This window comes from Cupriavidus sp. 94F1 (genome assembly GCF_057798875.1).
Genome location: NZ_JBYOJT010000004.1, coordinates 300,386 through 316,095 on the forward strand (window position 1 = coordinate 300,386; position 15,710 = coordinate 316,095).

At 67.8% G+C, this 15,710-nt stretch carries 17 protein-coding genes; 8 read left to right on the plus strand and 9 right to left on the minus strand.

Annotation, left to right across the window (positions count from 1 at the left end):
* Positions 1-3 precede the first annotated feature (3 nt).
* On the minus strand, positions 4-1,026 hold the full coding sequence (locus tag AC3FJ6_RS12265) for an AraC family transcriptional regulator (protein WP_488772110.1): 1,023 nt from the start codon (positions 1,024-1,026) through the stop codon (positions 4-6).
* Positions 1,027-1,142: 116 nt separating this feature from the next.
* Here AC3FJ6_RS12265 and AC3FJ6_RS12270 point away from each other — a divergent pair, with 116 nt between their 5' ends.
* The 5 genes from AC3FJ6_RS12270 to AC3FJ6_RS12290 all read left to right on the plus strand — a co-directional run bounded on the left by AC3FJ6_RS12270 (position 1,143) and on the right by AC3FJ6_RS12290 (position 4,454).
* Positions 1,143-2,201 carry a beta-keto acid cleavage family enzyme gene (locus AC3FJ6_RS12270; protein ID WP_092599243.1) on the plus strand — a complete coding sequence of 353 codons (1,059 nt, stop codon included), beginning with the start codon at positions 1,143-1,145 and terminating at the stop codon, positions 2,199-2,201.
* Positions 2,202-2,225: 24 nt separating this feature from the next.
* Positions 2,226-2,426, plus strand: a complete 201-nt coding sequence (locus tag AC3FJ6_RS12275; RefSeq protein WP_488772111.1) for a DUF1289 domain-containing protein — start codon at positions 2,226-2,228, stop codon at positions 2,424-2,426.
* A gap of 160 nt (positions 2,427-2,586) precedes the next feature.
* Positions 2,587-3,564, plus strand: coding sequence for a Bug family tripartite tricarboxylate transporter substrate binding protein (locus tag AC3FJ6_RS12280; protein WP_488772112.1), 978 nt, complete (start codon positions 2,587-2,589; stop codon positions 3,562-3,564).
* 73 nt (positions 3,565-3,637) lie between these two features.
* A complete protein-coding gene (locus tag AC3FJ6_RS12285; protein ID WP_488772113.1) occupies positions 3,638-3,997 on the plus strand; it encodes an ArsR/SmtB family transcription factor in 360 nt (119 codons plus the stop codon).
* On the plus strand, positions 3,978-4,454 hold the full coding sequence (locus tag AC3FJ6_RS12290) for an SRPBCC family protein (RefSeq protein ID WP_488772114.1): 477 nt from the start codon (positions 3,978-3,980) through the stop codon (positions 4,452-4,454). Before AC3FJ6_RS12285 ends, AC3FJ6_RS12290 begins: the two co-directional genes overlap by 20 nt.
* Positions 4,455-4,495: 41 nt before the next feature.
* Here the strand turns inward: AC3FJ6_RS12290 and AC3FJ6_RS12295 are convergent, their stop codons facing one another.
* Positions 4,496-5,392, minus strand: a complete 897-nt coding sequence (locus tag AC3FJ6_RS12295) for a LysR family transcriptional regulator ArgP (RefSeq protein WP_488772115.1) — start codon at positions 5,390-5,392, stop codon at positions 4,496-4,498.
* Positions 5,393-5,465: 73 nt separating this feature from the next.
* Between AC3FJ6_RS12295 and AC3FJ6_RS12300 the strand changes: the two genes are divergently transcribed.
* Positions 5,466-6,164 carry a LysE/ArgO family amino acid transporter gene (locus tag AC3FJ6_RS12300; RefSeq protein WP_488772116.1) on the plus strand — a complete coding sequence of 233 codons (699 nt, stop codon included), beginning with the start codon at positions 5,466-5,468 and terminating at the stop codon, positions 6,162-6,164.
* Positions 6,165-6,222: 58 nt separating this feature from the next.
* Here AC3FJ6_RS12300 and AC3FJ6_RS12305 read toward each other — a convergent pair whose 3' ends face one another.
* Genes AC3FJ6_RS12305 through AC3FJ6_RS12315 form a run of 3 tightly spaced genes read right to left on the minus strand, consistent with a single transcriptional unit; the run spans position 6,223 to position 9,780 of the window.
* A complete protein-coding gene (locus tag AC3FJ6_RS12305; protein WP_488772376.1) occupies positions 6,223-7,872 on the minus strand; it encodes a fatty acid--CoA ligase in 1,650 nt (549 codons plus the stop codon).
* A 59-nt stretch (positions 7,873-7,931) separates the two neighbouring features.
* Entirely contained in the window at positions 7,932-8,780 is an 849-nt protein-coding gene (locus tag AC3FJ6_RS12310; RefSeq protein ID WP_153945833.1) for a TauD/TfdA dioxygenase family protein, read from the minus strand.
* A gap of 19 nt (positions 8,781-8,799) precedes the next feature.
* On the minus strand, positions 8,800-9,780 hold the full coding sequence (locus AC3FJ6_RS12315) for a quinone oxidoreductase family protein (protein ID WP_488772118.1): 981 nt from the start codon (positions 9,778-9,780) through the stop codon (positions 8,800-8,802).
* Positions 9,781-9,972: 192 nt separating this feature from the next.
* Between AC3FJ6_RS12315 and AC3FJ6_RS12320 the strand changes: the two genes are divergently transcribed.
* On the plus strand, positions 9,973-10,974 hold the full coding sequence (locus AC3FJ6_RS12320) for an AraC family transcriptional regulator (protein ID WP_488772119.1): 1,002 nt from the start codon (positions 9,973-9,975) through the stop codon (positions 10,972-10,974).
* Positions 10,975-11,125: 151 nt separating this feature from the next.
* Complete coding sequence (locus AC3FJ6_RS12325) at positions 11,126-11,491, plus strand: hypothetical protein (protein ID WP_488772121.1); 366 nt, start codon at positions 11,126-11,128, stop codon at positions 11,489-11,491.
* A gap of 28 nt (positions 11,492-11,519) precedes the next feature.
* Here the strand turns inward: AC3FJ6_RS12325 and AC3FJ6_RS12330 are convergent, their stop codons facing one another.
* Genes AC3FJ6_RS12330 through AC3FJ6_RS12345 form a run of 4 tightly spaced genes read right to left on the minus strand, consistent with a single transcriptional unit; the run spans position 11,520 to position 15,708 of the window.
* The gene (locus AC3FJ6_RS12330; protein WP_488772122.1) at positions 11,520-11,969 is read right to left on the minus strand and encodes an ion channel; all 450 of its coding nucleotides are present in this window, start codon (positions 11,967-11,969) and stop codon (positions 11,520-11,522) included.
* 16 nt (positions 11,970-11,985) lie between these two features.
* Entirely contained in the window at positions 11,986-13,020 is a 1,035-nt protein-coding gene (locus AC3FJ6_RS12335) for a DUF2955 domain-containing protein (protein WP_488772124.1), read from the minus strand.
* Positions 13,010-14,170, minus strand: coding sequence for an HlyD family secretion protein (locus AC3FJ6_RS12340; protein ID WP_488772125.1), 1,161 nt, complete (start codon positions 14,168-14,170; stop codon positions 13,010-13,012). Before AC3FJ6_RS12340 ends, AC3FJ6_RS12335 begins: the two co-directional genes overlap by 11 nt.
* Entirely contained in the window at positions 14,167-15,708 is a 1,542-nt protein-coding gene (locus AC3FJ6_RS12345; protein ID WP_488772126.1) for an efflux transporter outer membrane subunit, read from the minus strand. Before AC3FJ6_RS12345 ends, AC3FJ6_RS12340 begins: the two co-directional genes overlap by 4 nt.
* Positions 15,709-15,710 lie beyond the last annotated feature (2 nt).

Here is a 15,710-nt window from a genome sequence, read left to right on the forward strand (position 1 = left end):
TTTTTATGGCGCCGGCGCCTTGTCCGCCTGTGCCTGCCGCGCCCGCCACTTCGATACGCTGCAGCCGTACTGCGCGCCGAACCAGCGCGAGAACGCGCTCAGCGACGAGAAGCCCAGCAGCGTGGCCACCTCGGACAGCGGCCGTGCGCGGTTCTCGATATAGCGCGTGGCCAGGCTGGCCCGTGCGTCGTTGAGGATGTCCGAATAGGTGACGCCGTCCTGTGCCAGCCAGCGATGCACGGTGCGCCGGTCCACGTTGAGCTGCTGGGCCACACGATCGACCGAGCACATGCCGCTGGGCAGCAGCGCATGCACGAGCTTGCGCACCTTGTCGGTCATGCTGGTGTCCGACTGCGCCAGCAGCGTGCCCAGGTAGAGCTTGACCTGCTGCGCCATGACCGGATCGTAGGACGGCAACGGCGCTTCCAGGTCCTTGGCCACGCAGACAATGCCGTCGAAGTCCTGCCCGTAAAGCGCCGGCATGCCGAACACGCGCATGCAGGCGGCCTGGCTGTCGGGTGCCCCATGCGTGAAGCAGATGCTGCGCGGACGCCAGGCCGGACCCAGGAACAGCGTCAGCATGCGGAACATCACGCCCGCCGCCAGTTCGGTGGCCTGACGCAGGCTGCCCGGGGTGTCGCTCAGGATATGCAGGCGGATCAGCACCACGTCGTCCACATCTTCCACCCGCATGACCAGCGCCTCGTTCTGCAGGCCCATGTAGCGGACCATCGACTCCAGCGCGCGGCGCAGCGTGGGTTCCTCGCGCACCACGAAGGCCAGGGGGCCGAGGTTCGCGAACGGGCGCAGTTCGGCCATGCGCAGGCCGAAATCGTCCACTTGCGCGGCGCTGGCCGAGGCCTCCAGCAGCTTGCCCACCAGCGCGGCGGGGATGCGGATGTCGGGGTCCAGCAACGCATTGCGGCTGATGCGTGCGGCACGCAGCATCTGGTGGGGATCGAGCCCGACGGCCCGTGCCACATCCACGTAGTTGGTAAGGCTGGCACTGCGCAGAAAGTAGGACATCGCGTTTTCCCTGACTGTCCCCAAATGTAAATCGAGCGTCCCCGATCGTCAAATTGCAGCGCACCGTTCGCCGATACTTCCATCACCGCAGCACGCACCCTACATAGGAGACCAACATGCAATTCCTCGACGATTCCCTGCATCCGGAAAACATGGACAAGGTGGTCATCACCGTGGCCCCGTACGGCCCCGAGTGGATGCCCGAAGATTTCCCGGAAGACATTCCGGTCACCATGGAAGAACAGATCCAGAAGGCCGTCGACTGCTACAACGCCGGCGCCACCGTGCTGCACCTGCACGTGCGCGAACTGGACGGCAAGGGCTCCAAGCGCCTGTCCAAGTTCAACGAACTGATCGCCGGCGTGCGCGCCGCGGTGCCCGACATGATCATCCAGGTGGGCGGCTCGATCTCGTTCGCCCCGGAAGACGAAGGGCAGGCCGCCGTGTGGCTTTCGGACGATACGCGCCACATGCTGGCCGATCTGACGCCCGCCCCCGACCAGGTCACCGTGGCGATCAACACCACGCAGATGAACATCATGGAACTGCTGTACCCCGAGTACCTGGCCGGCACGTCGCTGTCGAACCCCGCGTACATCGAGGCGTACCGCGAGATGACCGTGCCGGCCGGCCCGGGCTGGGTGGAAGAGCACCTGCGCCGCCTGTCGAACGCGGGCATCCAGCCGCACTTCCAGCTGACCGGCATGCACGCCCTGGAAACGCTCGAACGCATGGTGCGTGCCGGCGCCTACAAGGGCCCGCTGAACCTGACCTGGATCGGCATCGGCGGCGGTTTCGACGGCCCGAACCCGTTCAACTTCTTCAACTTCATCCACCGCGCGCCGGACGGCTGCACGCTGACCGCCGAATCGCTGCTCAAGAACGTGCTGCCGTTCAACATGATGGCGATGGCGATGGGCCTGCACCCGCGCTGTGGCATCGAGGACACCATCATCGACCAGCACGGCAACCGCATGACGTCGGTGCAGCAGATCGAGCAGTGCGTGCGCGTGGCGCACGAGCTGGGCCGCGAGATTGCCACGGGCAAGGAAGCGCGCGAGATCTATCGCATCGGCACCTGGTACGACAGCGTGGATGAAACGCTGGCGGCCCACGGCATGCTGCCGAACCGCCAGTCCGGCCAGAAGAACCTGCCGCTGCGCCGCGCGGCCTGACCCACCCCCTAGCCCACGACCGCCATGTCGCTCACCACCGATACCCGGCCCGCCAACCCCTGCATCAACATCTGCCGCATGGACAGCGCGCGCCGGTATTGCCAGGGATGCGGCCGGACCTCGACCGAAATCGGCCTGTGGGACGGCATGACCGACGCGCAGCGCGCCTTCATCATCGAGGCGCTGCCTGCGCGGCGCGGCCGACGGGCGGCAGGCCAGTCCTGATCGCCCCAGCATTCCCGGCGACGCGCGGCACAATGTATGCGGTGCGCGCCGGCTGTTTCACCGGGTCTGCCGATTCCAACGCGACGACACGTTCCTCTACAGCCCAATGCGCGGGCAGGTCCGGCTTTCTATACCTACAAGACCTATCATGGAGACAAAGATGCCGAACCAACCTGCCCCCCTTCGCATGCGCCGCGCGATCCTGGCGGCCATCCTGACGCTGGCGATGCCGGCCGCCATGGCCTGGACCAGCAAGCCCGTGCGCGTGCTCGTGCCCGCGCCTGCCGGCGGCACCATGGATGTCATGGCGCGCGTGCTGGCCGAACAGCTGGCTGCCGACCTTGGGCAGCCCGTGGTGGTCGACAACAAGCCGGGCGGCGGCGGTGCCATCGCCATCAACACGATGCTGGCCGCGCCCGCCGATGGCCAGACCATCATGGTGACAGCCACCAATGTGCTGACCGAAGTGCCGCAGGTGCAGAAGACGCCGTACGACACCATGAAGGATGTTCGTCCGCTGGCCGCGGTTGGCCGCTCGCGCATGGTGCTGGTCGGCGCGCCGAACCTGCCGGCCAAGGACCTCAAGAGCCTGATCGCGTACGCCAAGGCCAATCCGGGCAAGCTCAGCTTTGCCTCGTACAGTGCGGGCACCGCATCGCACTACGCCGGCGCCATCATGAACCAGGAAGCCGGCATGGACCTGCAGCACGTGCCGTTCGCGGGCTCCGGCCCCGCACTGGCCCAGGTGATGGGCGGCCAGATCCCGTTGATGTATGACGGCATGGTGACCTCGCTGCCGATGATCCGCGCCGGCAAGCTGCAGCCCTACGCAGTGGCGTCCCGGACGCGGTCGCCGCTGCTGCCGCAGGTGCCGACGTTTGCCGAGCAAGGCTACCCCGATATCGACTTCAGCAACTGGGTGGGCGTGATCGCGTCCGCGCAGATGCCGGCCGACGTGGCGCAGAAGATCCAGAGCGCGGTGTACAAGGCCGCGGCCAACCCCAAGGTGCGCGAGCGCCTGGAGGCGCTGGGCTACGAGCCGATGCCGGCCCAGTCGCTACAGGACCTGAACCAGTCGCTGCACGCGGAATACGACCGCAACGCAGGCATCGTCAAGACGTTCAACATCAAGCCCTGAGCGCATCTCCCCATCGTTTCTCAACCACAGGCCGTCATTGCCACGGCCTGCCTCTTGTCCTATAGTTAGCTGCATGGCTAACTATCAAGTCTCGGTAAGCGACGTATTCCACGCGCTTGCCGATCCCACCCGCTGCGCCATCGTCTGCGCGTTGGTCGGCGGCGCGCAAACCGTGTCGTCGCTGGCGGCGCCGTTCGACATGGCGCTGCCGTCGTTCATGAAGCACGTGACGGTGCTGGAACGCAGCGGCCTGATCCGCACCTGCAAGGCCGGGCGCACCCGCACCTGCGAACTGGTGCCGGAAACGCTCTCGCTAGCCGAGCAATGGCTGGCCGAGCAGCGCGCCGTATGGGAAGCCAGGTCCGACCGCATGGTCGATTTCGTCGAGCGACTGCATCAAGAGGAGCAAACCCATGCCGGAAAACGCCGCTGAATCCCGCGATCTCGTGATTTCCCGCGTACTGCGCGCGCCACGGTCCGCGCTCTGGCGCGCCTGGTCGGACCCCGCCCTGCTCAAGGAATGGTGGTGCCCCAAGCCGTGGACCACGCAGGTGCGCGACTTCGACCTGCGGCCGGGCGGCAACTTCCATACCTTCATGCAGGGGCCGGACGGGGGCACCAGCGACAACCCCGGCTGCTTTCTCGAAGTCGTGCCGCAGTCTCGGCTGGTATTCACGTCGATGCTGACCGGCGGCTGGCGCCCGCACAAGCCGTGGCTCGGCTTCACCGCCATCATCACGATGGAAGACGACCCCAACGGTAGCCGCTATGTCGCCCGGGTCATGCACCCCGACGACGCCACGCGCGACCAGCACGAGAAGATGGGCTTCTTCGAGGGCTGGAACACCGCCATCACACAGCTCGACGACTTCGCCGCGACCCTGCGCTGAGGCCGACGCACCCGCACCGGCCCCGCAGGTGGCTCGGTTGTTCAGGGCGGCAGCAGCGCCGTCCGCGCAGCGGCCAGCACTTCGGCGGTCAATCCTTCCAGCAGGCCCAATGCCGCGCGCGCATGCTGCCAGTGCAGCGGCACATCGAGCGGCGTGCCGGGCACCAGTTCCACCAGTGTGCCGGCCTGCAGATGGCCATCGATCATCGACTGCGGATGCATGCCCCAACCCATGCCCGCCAGCGCCGCCGTGACAAACGCATACGACGACGGCAGCGTGTGACGGGGCAACTGCACCTGCCGGTGGCATAGCCGGTTCACCCAGCGGGCCTGCAGTTCGTCCTTGGCGTTGAACACCAGACTCGGCGCCTGCGCGAGACTGCCGGCCCCCACGCCGGCCGCGAAATGGCGCGCCACGAACGCCGGGCTGGCCGCCGCCACATAGCGCATGGCCCCGAGCGGCCGGCTGTTGCATCCGGCCGCCGGTCGTGCGGTGGCCGTGACGGCCGCCAGCACCGCGCCGCTGCGCAGCCATTCCGTCGTATGGTCCTGGTCGTCGACCGCCACTTCCATCAGCACCGGATGCCGCGCGGCAAACGCGGCAAGCGGCTGCGCCAGCCAGGTGGCCAGGCTGTCGGCGTTTACGGCCACCGGCAGCGGCACGCGCGCCTCGCCCTGCGGCGCCAGTGCGGGCAAGGCACCGTGCAACTCCTGTTCGAGCAACCGCACGTGATCGACGTGCTGGCACAGCCGGCGGCCGGTGTCGGTGGCCCGGCAGGGCGTGTCGCGGATCACCAGCGCACAGCCGGCGCGTTCCTCCAGCATCCGGATGCGCTGCGAAATGGCCGATGGCGTGACGTGCAGCGCGCGGGCGGCCCGCTCGAAACTCCCCTCGCGCACAACGGCGGCCAGCGCGGAAAGCGCCGCGTAATCGAGCATGATTAAGTTTGGCTAATGTCAGTGAAGATGATTTAGTTTGGCTTCACCGCCCGCCGATGGCAAGCTTGGCTCCATGTATTCGACTGACTTCCTGACTTCGGGCATGCCGCCCGGTATCGCCGTCCTGCTGCAGGGCCTGGCCCTGAGCCTGGGCCTGATCGTTGCCATTGGCGCCCAGAACGCGTTCGTGCTGCGCCAGGGCCTGCGCCGCGACCACGTGGGCAGCGTGGTGGTGCTGTGTGCGCTGGCCGACGCGCTGCTGATCGCCGCCGGCGTCATGGGCATGGCCCGCGCCCTGGGCGACCGGCCCGCGCTGGCGGCCACGCTGGCATTGGCCGGCGCGGTCTTCCTGGCCTGCTACGGCTGGCGGGCGTGGCGGCGCGCTCAAGGGCAGCAGGCGCTGCTGGCTGCCGATGGCCAGGCCAGCACCACGCGTGGCGCCGTGCTGGCGCAGGCCCTGGCCTTCACGTTGCTCAATCCCCATGTCTACCTGGACACCGTACTGCTGGTGGGCAGCATCGGCGCGCAACAGCCGGCCGCCATGCGCGGCTGGTTCGTGGCCGGCGCCAGCATTGGCAGCCTGGCCTGGTTCGGCGCCGTGGGCTTCGGCGCGCGATGGCTCGCGCCATGGTTTGCCAATCCGCGCGCCTGGCAGATGCTGGACCGCCTGGTCGGCGTGACCATGCTGGTGCTTTCGGCGCTGCTGGCCCGGCATGCCATCGGCGGATTCCGGGAACTGGACTGGCTGCAGGGTGTGCTGCCGGCGGCGTAAACGCAAAAAAGCCGCCCTCCGAGCCGGGGAGGGGCGGCCATCAATTTTCCCTTTCGCCTCAGGCTGCCTTTTTTTCCCGCAGCAGCTTCTTGTCAATCTTGCCCACGCTCGTCTTCGGAATCGCCGTGACGAACGCGATCCGGTCGCTCTCGGGCACCGCGAACTTGCTCAGGCGCTGGGCTTCGACATGGCCCAACAGCACCGCGCGGATCTGCTGGGCGTCCACCTCGATGCCAGCCTTGCGCACCACGTAGGCCATCGGCCTTTCGCCCCAACGCGCATCGGGCACGCCCACCACCGCGCATTCCTGCACGCCGGGTACCTGCGTGACCAGGTTCTCGATCTCGATCGACGACACCCATTCGCCGCCGGTCTTGATCACGTCCTTGAGCCGGTCCACGATCTGCACGAACCCATCCTCGCCCATCACCGCCACGTCCTGCGTGTGCAGGTAGCCATCGGCCCACAGGTCCTCCGACGCGGACGGCTTGCGGAAGTACGACTTGGTCAGATACGGCGCGCGCAGCACGATCTCGCCCTGCGCCTTGCCGTCGTGCGGCACTTCGCGCATATCGGGGCCGACGATGCGGAAATCGGCCAGCGGCACGGGACGCCCCGTGGCGCAGCGCATGCGCACTTCCTCCTCGCGGGTCAGCGGCACATGGCCCGGCGGCAGCTGGGCCAGCGCGACGATCGGGCCCGTTTCCGACATGCCGTAGCCGGCAAAGATGTCGATGCCGCGCGCCAGCGCCGCCTCGCACAGCACCGGCGGCAAGGCCGAGCCGCCGATGATCATCTTCCAGCCCCACAGGTTGCAATCGCCTTCGTCCGCCGCCTGCAGCAACATCTGCAGGATGGTCGGCACGCAGTGCGAGAAGGTGACCTTCTCTGTCTTGCGCAGCTGCAGCAGCGTGGCCGGCACGTAGCGGCCCGGCAGCACAGTGCGCAGGCCCAGCATGATCGCCACGAACGGCATGCCCCAGGCCATCACGTGGAACATCGGCGTAATCGGCATGTACACGTCTTCACGGTGCATGCGCTGGCCTTCACGCGGCGAGCACAGGCTGGTGGCCGTGGTCAGCGTGTGCAGCACGATGTCGCGATGGCTGTAGCACACGCCCTTGGGATCTCCCGTGGTGCCCGTGGTGTAGAACGTGGTGGCCTTGGTGCGCTCGTCGAAGTCCGGAAAATCGAACCCGGCCGGGGCGGCATCCAGCAGGGCCTCGTATTCGCCATCGAACGGCACGGTGCCAGCGGGCACGTCCTGCCCGTCGGCCATCAGCACGAAGCGCGGTTGACGCACCAGGCTGTCGCGGATCTGTTCGAGCACCGGCAGAAAGTCCGGATGCACCAGCACCACGTCGGCGCCGGCATCGTTCAGCGTGTAGAGAATCTGCTGCGGCGACAGGCGCACGTTCACCGTGAACAGCGTGGCGCCCATCATCGGCACACCGAAGTAGCACTCCAGGTAGCGATGGCTGTCCCAGTCCATCACGGCCACGGTGCTGCCGTGACGCACGCCCAGGGCCCCCAGCGCGTTGGCGAGCTTTCCCAGACGCTGGTGGAAATCGCGATACGTGTAGCGCATTTCGCCGCGATAGCTGATCTCCTGATCGCCATACAGGCTCATCGCGTTGGTCAGCAGCTGCTTGACCAGCAGCGGGTAGGCGTATGCCGAGGGGGTGGTAACGACGAGGTTGTCCTTCATGCCTGCTCTGTCCTTCATGTCCATCATGTCTTGCGGGTTCTGCCCGATCCGCATGCGGATCAGTACGGCACGCTGCCGACGATGCCGGCGCGTTCCATCTTGCGGTGGCACGGCGCGTAGTCCATGACCGCGTAGTGCTGGGTGGCCGTGTTGTCCCAGATCGCCACGCTGTTCGGTTCCCAGCGCCAGCGCACCTGGAACTCCGGGATGTACGCCTGCGACACCAGGTAGCGCAGCAGGTCGGCCGCGCCCGGGTTGGCATCCTGGCCGTAGCGCACGCGCGCCGGGGTATGGAAGTTGGTGAAGTGCGTGGTGAAGCCGTTCACGTACAGCACCTTTTCGCCGGTATCGGGATGCGTGCGCACCACCGGATGCTCCGCGTCGGGGAACTGGGCCTTGAGCGCCAGCCGCTTTTCGATCGGCATGGCCGCGCCGAAGCTGGCCTCGATGCTGTGGCGGGCGCGCAGGTCGGCAATCTGCGCCTTGACCGTATCGGGCAGCCGCTCATAGGCCAGCGCCATGTTGGCCCACATCGTGTCGCCGCCCACGGGCGGGCATTCGATGCAGCGCAGCACCGCGCCGAACTGCGGCGCCTCGCGCCAGGTGGTGTCCGAGTGCCAGCAGTTCTCGTAGCGGTCGTTGGGCTGGTCCGGGCGCTTGTAGATGCGCACCAGGCCGGGATGCTCCGGATCGCTGCCCGCCACCGGGTGGTCTTCCAGCGCGCCGAAGCGGCTGGCAAAGGCCACGTGCTCGGCCCGGCTGAACTGCTGGTTGCGCAGGAACAGCACGCGGTGCTTCAGCAGTTGCGCACGGATCTCGCCAAACAGATCGTCGTTGCGCACGGCTTCGCCCAGATCCACGCCCACCAGCTCGGCGCCCAGCGCACAGCTCAGTTGTTGTACTTTCATGACTGTCTCCTCAAGCGCTTCAGACGACGAAGATCGACGAACCCGTGGTCTTGCGCGACTCCAGGTCGCGATGGGCCTGCACCGCGTCTTCCAGCGCATAACGCTGGTTGATCTCGATGCGGATACGGCCCGATCCCACGTGGTCGAACAGCTCGCCTGCCAGTTCGGCCTTCTCGGCCGGGTCGGCAATGTAGTCGGCCAGCGCCGGGCGCGTCACGTAGACCGAGCCCTTCATCGCCAGCAGCACCGGATCGAACGGCGGGATCGGGCCCGAGGCCGTCCCCACGCACACCAGCAGGCCACGGCGCTTGAGCGAATCCAGCGATGCCATGAAGGTGCTCTTGCCCACGCTGTCGAACACCACGTTGGCGCCCACGCCATCGGTCAGTTCGCGTACGCGCGCCGCCACGTCCTCGTGGCTGTAGTTGATGATGTGCTGGCAGCCATGGGCCTGCGCAATCTCGCCCTTCTCTTCGGTCGATACCGTGCCGATCACGTTCAGCCCCAGCAGGCGCGCCCACTGCGAGACGATCAGCCCCACCCCGCCGGCCGCCGCGTGCAACAGGATCGTGTCGCCCTTGCGGAAGGTGTGGATGCGGCGCATCAGGTAGGCCGACGTCAGGCCGCGCATGGTCATGGCGGCGGCCGTCTCGAAGCCGATGCTTTCCGGCAGGCGGATCAGCGGCGCGGCGGGCACGAGCCGCTCGGTGCTGTAGGCACCCAGCGTGTTCACGAAGCCGGTGTACGTCACGCGGTCGCCCACGGCCACATTGGCCACGCCGGCGCCCACGGCCTGCACCACGCCCGACGCTTCCACGCCCATGCCCGCGGGCAGCGGCACCGGGTAGGTGCCATTGCGGAAGTACGTGTCGGCATAGTTGAGGCCCACCGCCACGTGGCGGATGCGGACCTGACCCGGACCCGGGTCGCCCACCTCGGCGTCTTCGTAGCGAAGCACCTCGGGTCCGCCGGTTTCATACATACGCACTGCCTTGGCCATGGAAATCGTCTCCTGATTGGGGGCGGCACCACTTGCGCCGCCATGACCTCAATGTAGGAGCCGCAGGCCTGCGCTGCTTTGCAGCGCAATCCGGACACTTTGCATTTCATGCCATCGCCGCCTATCATCGCGCCAACGACGCGTCATGGCCCCAGGCATGTGACGCGCGAAAAACAACATCGGGAGACTCGCTTGAAAACCCTGGTACGCGCTGCGGTGATGACCAATTTCTTCGACGTCGCGAATGGCCTGGGCGCCAATCCGCTGCCCCTGCTGCGCACGGCTCGCCTGAGCCAGGCGCTGCTGGCTGATCCGGAGCAGCGCATTCCGGTGCAGGCCTGCGCCACACTGCTCGAAGCCGCTGCGCAAGCCACCGGCTGCCCCACGTTCGGCCTGCGCATGGCGGAGTCGCGGCAGCTGTCGGACTTCGGGCTGATGAGCCTGCTGATCAGCCAGCAACCCACGTTGCGCGACGCGCTGGAAACCATCATCCGCTACCGGCATCTGGTCAATGAATCGGTGGCCATTCTGCTGGAAGCGTCCGACAAGATCGTGCTGATCCGGCAGGAAGTGGTGCTTGATACGCCCTCGCGCCAGGCCACGGAACTGGCGCTGGGCGTGGTGTTCCGGCTGTGCCGCGCACTGCTGGGGCCGCAATGGCATCCGCAAAGCGTGAATTTCACGCACGCGGCGCCGCCGGACCTGGATGTGCATCGGCGCCTGTTCGGCTGCCCGCTGGAGTTCGGCAGCGAGTTCAACGGCATCGTCTGCCTGGCCGCCGACCTGGACACGCCGAACCCGACCGGCAATCCCGCCATGGCGCGCCACGCCGAGCGGGTGGTGGAATCGCTGCCGCGCGTGAATGACGCATCCGTCGGGCGCGAGGTACGCAATGCCGTCTACCTGATGTTGCCGATGGGGCGCGCCACCAGCGAGGCCGTGGCGCAGGGGCTGGGCATGAGCCTGCGCACCATGCAACGCCAGCTTGACGCCTCCGGCGAGACCTTCTCGGACATCGTCAATGGCGTGCGGCGGGACCTGGCGCAACGATACGTCGCCAATCCCGACTATTCCCTGCTGCGGGTGTCGGAACTGCTGGGCTACGGGTCGGCCGCGGCGTTCACGCGCTGGTTCTCGGCGCAGTTCGGCGAGGCGCCGATCGTCTGGCGGCGACGGCACACCAGCCCGCGCTGAACGGCCCGCAAGGTCGATCCTGCTGCCCTTGCGGCACGGGACGCCTGCGTCTAGGCTAGGAAAACGTACTACGCGTCACTACGCATCCCGACGCGCCCTGACGCATCAGCGACGTTTGCCACCCCACCCTGAACCCGAACGCGGAGCCCGCATGCCGAACGCCATGAAGCCGTTGCAGTGCCTGATCGTCGCCACCGGCGCGCTGAGCCTCAGTCTGGGCGCGATGCCCGCGCAGGCGCAGCAAATGCCGAGCTCGGGTGCCGCGGCCATCTCCGATGCGGTACGCGAAGGCGGCAACCCCTACCGCCCCCCGTCGGCACCGTCCGCAAGTCCGGCCGACGCCAAACGCGAACGCTGCGACGCGCTGCTGCAGGAGCTGAACGGTACGTCGAAGCAGCGCGCCTACACGTCGCCCGGCACTGCCACGCAAAGTGCGCAGGGCCGTGCCGTTCCCAAGCTGGAACGCGACAATTCGCGCAAGCAGCTGGAAGAGACGTACCGCGCCAACTGCACCTGACCACAGACCACGGGCGATGGCCCGTGCGTCATGACGGCCCGGCCTCGCGCAGCCGGGCCATCTGGCTCTTGACCACGTCAAGGACTGCAGCCGTCATCAGCGCCGTGGACAGGCCGAACATCAGGATGCCCAGCGCCGATTCGATCGGCCCGAGCATGCGCCAGCGGGGCGACATCACGATATCGCCGTAGCCCAGCGTGGCGAAGTTCACCGCCGAGTGATACAGCGCCGGGCCAAGCGTGTCGAATTCGCCCAGCACCATGAACAGCCCCGCCCACACCACCATCTGCGCGAAGTTGCAGAACAGCGTCAGCAGCATCACGGACGTCAGCAGCACGGCGTCCATCCACAGCGGTTCAAGCCCCTGCCACTTGTTCTGGAACCGCGCATAGCGCCGCAGGCACAGCGCCACGGCCCCGCATTGCAGCAGCAGGCACAGCAGCATTACGGGGGCGGCAACCAGCAGGTGCAAATGCATGACGGTCTCCCTCAGCCTACGCCGGCACCGGCGCGGCACGCCGGTCCAGCAGCGCCATCATCAGCCACGCGTACAGCGACACGCCGACAAACAGCCCCATGCGCACCATGAACGCCTGGTAGACGTCCTTGCCCGCCGCGCTGTCCGCCACGGACTGCCCCAGCAGGATGATCATCGTGACGAGGCTGTTCAGCCAGAAACCGGGCGACATGCGTCCCGGCCGCAGCCGGAACAGCCGGCGCGCCACCCAGAGCCCGAACAGCAGCATCCAGAGGAAGAACATCCAGATGTGGACGAACAGCCCCAGCGCCAGCCAGCACAGGATGGCCAGCGCGCCGCCCATCAGCGTGGAGCCCACCAGTTCCAGCGCCGCACCCCGCGCCGTCGTGCTGCAGCTCTGCCGCCCCAGGCTGACCGCCTTCATGATGATGGGCAGGTACGCGGCCGGGTCCGCCATTGCCAGCAGGAACGGCGGCATCACCACCAGCGTGGCGCGCAGGGCCATGACATCCGCATCCCCGGGGGCGGCGCCTGGCTTCTGCGGCATGCGCGGCCCATCCGGTTCGGGAATCAGCAGGTAGCAGATGCCCAGCATCAGCACCGCGCACAGCAGCCCGCGCACCAGCGCGCCAATCACGGTCAGCGCCAGCGCGCTGTTGGCGGTGCCCGCCGCCGAAATCAGCGTGACGCCCGCTACCAGGAACGTCGACACGAGGTTGTTGCCGCCGCGCAGCCCATGGCGGAACGCCAGAAACAGGCACAGACCCGCCATCAGGACGCCGGTCAGCGGCGCATGGCGCAAGAACGGCACCAGCAGCATGCCGCTGCCGGTCGTCAGCATGACCACCAGCGCCAGGCCCACGCCTGCCTTGAACGGCAACGGCCGGTCCAACGTCGCAAACAGGAAGACCGCAAGCACCGGCGCCATCACGGGCACCGCCCACTGCATGCCGAAACTCACGGCCAGGCAGGCCGCCGTGCCCAGCGCCAGCCGCAACGCACGGCGCGCCAGCATCGCGCGCATGGCCAACGCGGCGGCGTCAGTAGACATACGACACCCAGCTCATGACGCGCAGGAACGCGCGGCCCAGCAGGTTCAGCGGATTCCCTTCGGTCGGAAATGCCATCACCTCGGCCTGCCCGCCCACGCGCACGCCCCGCAACGTGGGCAGCTGCCCGGGGTCGATGTCAACGATCACCGGGAATCGCTGCGCGGGCCGCAGCCAGTCGCGGCTGTTCTGGATCGTCGGCAGGGTGCCCGGCGGCGTACTCTGGCCCGCGCTGACGCCATAGCCAATGCTGCGCACCTTGCCGGTGAGCACGGTGCCCGGCAGCGCGTCCAGCACGATCCGCACCGGCGAGCCGGGCACCAGATGGCCAAGGTTATTCTCGGTCATGTCGGCGCTGATCCAGACATCGTGGATGGCAATCAACGTCATCAATGGCGCGCCCGCTGCCGCGTACTGGCCCGTTTCCGTGCGCAGGTCCGTAATCAGGCCGGCCGTACGCGCCCGTACCTGCGCGTTGGCCAGGTCCAGCTCGGCCTTGTCCACGGCGGCGGCGGCACTGCGCAGCTTGGCATTGTCGTCGTCGCTGCCGCCCTGCTGCTCGCGCGCACGCTCCACCTCGGCCCGCGCCGCGGCTACCTGGCTGATGGCCTGCGTGTGCGTGGCCCGTGCCACCTCCAGACGACGGACCGACACGGTGCCCGGGTCCTCGCGATACAGCCGCTCCAGCCGCTCGCTGTCCTGCTGCGCCTTCAGTTCATTGGCCTGCGCGGCGCGCAGCGACGCCCGGGCCGAATCGATGCCGGCGGTATTGGCGCCGATGCCGCGCCGCGTGGTTTCCAGGTCGGCCCGTGCGCGGTCCAGCGCGATCCTGTAGTGCTGCGGATCGACATCGAACAGCACGGTACCGGCCGTCACGTTCTGGTTGTTCTGCACGTACACGCGCGTCACGCGGCCCGGCACCTCGGAGGCCACCGGAATCACGAACGCCTGCACGCGTGCCTGCTGCGTGTAAGGCGTGAACCGGTCGGCCAGCAGATACCACGCCAGGCTAAGCACGATCAGCACCACCACCCAGCGCAGCGCCTTGTGCGACGGATCGGCCGCGGCTTCCTTGCCGGACGGCGCGGGGGTGCCGCCGCCCGCGGCCGGCTTGTCGTCGATGGCGGCGTTGCCAGTACGCGTGTCGTTCATGGGCGTGCACTCCCCGTCTGCGCCGGAAGGCTGGCCGCCGGCTGCGGCGACACTTCGTCGCTCAGCCCGCCCCAGTTGGTGCGCTGCTGCATCTGGGTCCGCGTGCCGGCGTCGAGCAGCGGCGCCGTGGTGTCCCAGCCGCCCCCAAGTGCCTTGTACAGCCCGATCAGGTAATTCACGGCGTTGCCTCGATTGACCAGATACGCATCCTGCTGCGCGAACAGCGCGCGCTGTGCGTCAAGCACACGTTGGAAATCCGAGTACCCTTCGCGGAATACCGTGTTCGCCAGCGACAGCGACCGCTCCGCCGACTGGGCCGCCTGGCCCAGGATGCGCTCGCGCTGCAGCGCCTTGTCCAGCCCGCTGGCCGCATCGTCGGCTTCGCGCGCGGCCTGCCGCACGGCAGCCTGGTAGTCGACGATCAGCTGCTGCAGCCGCGCGTCCTGCACGCGCACGTTGTTGACGATGCGCCCGTAGTCAAAGATGTTCCAGCGCACGCTGGGCCCGCCAACCAGCAGCAGGCCGTTCTGGGTACCGGGCAGCGATGCCGCCGTCCAGCCGATGCTGCCCATCAGCGTGACGGCCGGATACAGGTCGGCCTTGGCCACGCCGATCAGCGCGGACTGGGCCGCGATGCGGAATTCGGCCGCACGGATGTCGGCGCGGCGCAACAGCAGGTTGGCCGGTACATCCTGCAGCACGGCGCGATCGATCAATGGCAGCACGCCCTCGCGGTCGGCAGCGTCCGCCAGTTCTGGCAGCGGACCCGGCGGCCGGCCCAGCAGCACCACCAGCGCGTTGCGCGCCTGCCCGATCTGGTTTTCCAGTTCCGGAATGCTGCTCAACGTGCCAAGGTACTGGGTACGCGCCTGCTGAAAGTCGAGTTCGTCGCTCTCGCCGCCCTTGAACAGCCGTTCCGTGATCTCGAAGCTGCGCTTCTGCAGCCGCGCATTGTCGCGCGCGATGCGCAGCCGGGCCTCGGCCGTGCGTACGGCAAAGTAAGTCGTGGCCAGCTGGGCATGCAGCAGCACCAGCACCGACTCGCGATTGGCCTGGGCGGCAAAATAAGCGGCATCGGCCGATTCGATGGCGCGCGCAAACCGACCCCAGAAATCAAGCTCCCAGCCGACGTCCACGCCCGCGCTGTATTCCCAGAGCCGCGCGCTCTGCGCGGTAGGACCGGACTGGCGGCTATGGACATACATGGCCGAGGCGCTGGCCTGCTGCATCTGCGGATAGCGGCCCGCGAGCGCTATGCCCAACTGGGCGCGCGCTTCCATCACGCGCAAGCCGGCAATCCGCACGTCGGCATTGCCGGCGTCGGCTGCCGTCATCAGCGTTTCGAGTACCGGGTCGCCAAACACCTGCCACCATTGGCGCAGGTCTGGCGTCGCCTGCTGGACGCTGGCCTGCTCGACGGCATCGCTGCGCCACGTGCCGGTCCACGGCTCGGGCTGCGGCTGGAAATCGGGCCCCACCCGTGCGCATCCGCCAAGCACGGCGGCCAGGGCCAGCCAGGCGCGGGCGGATGCGGCCACGG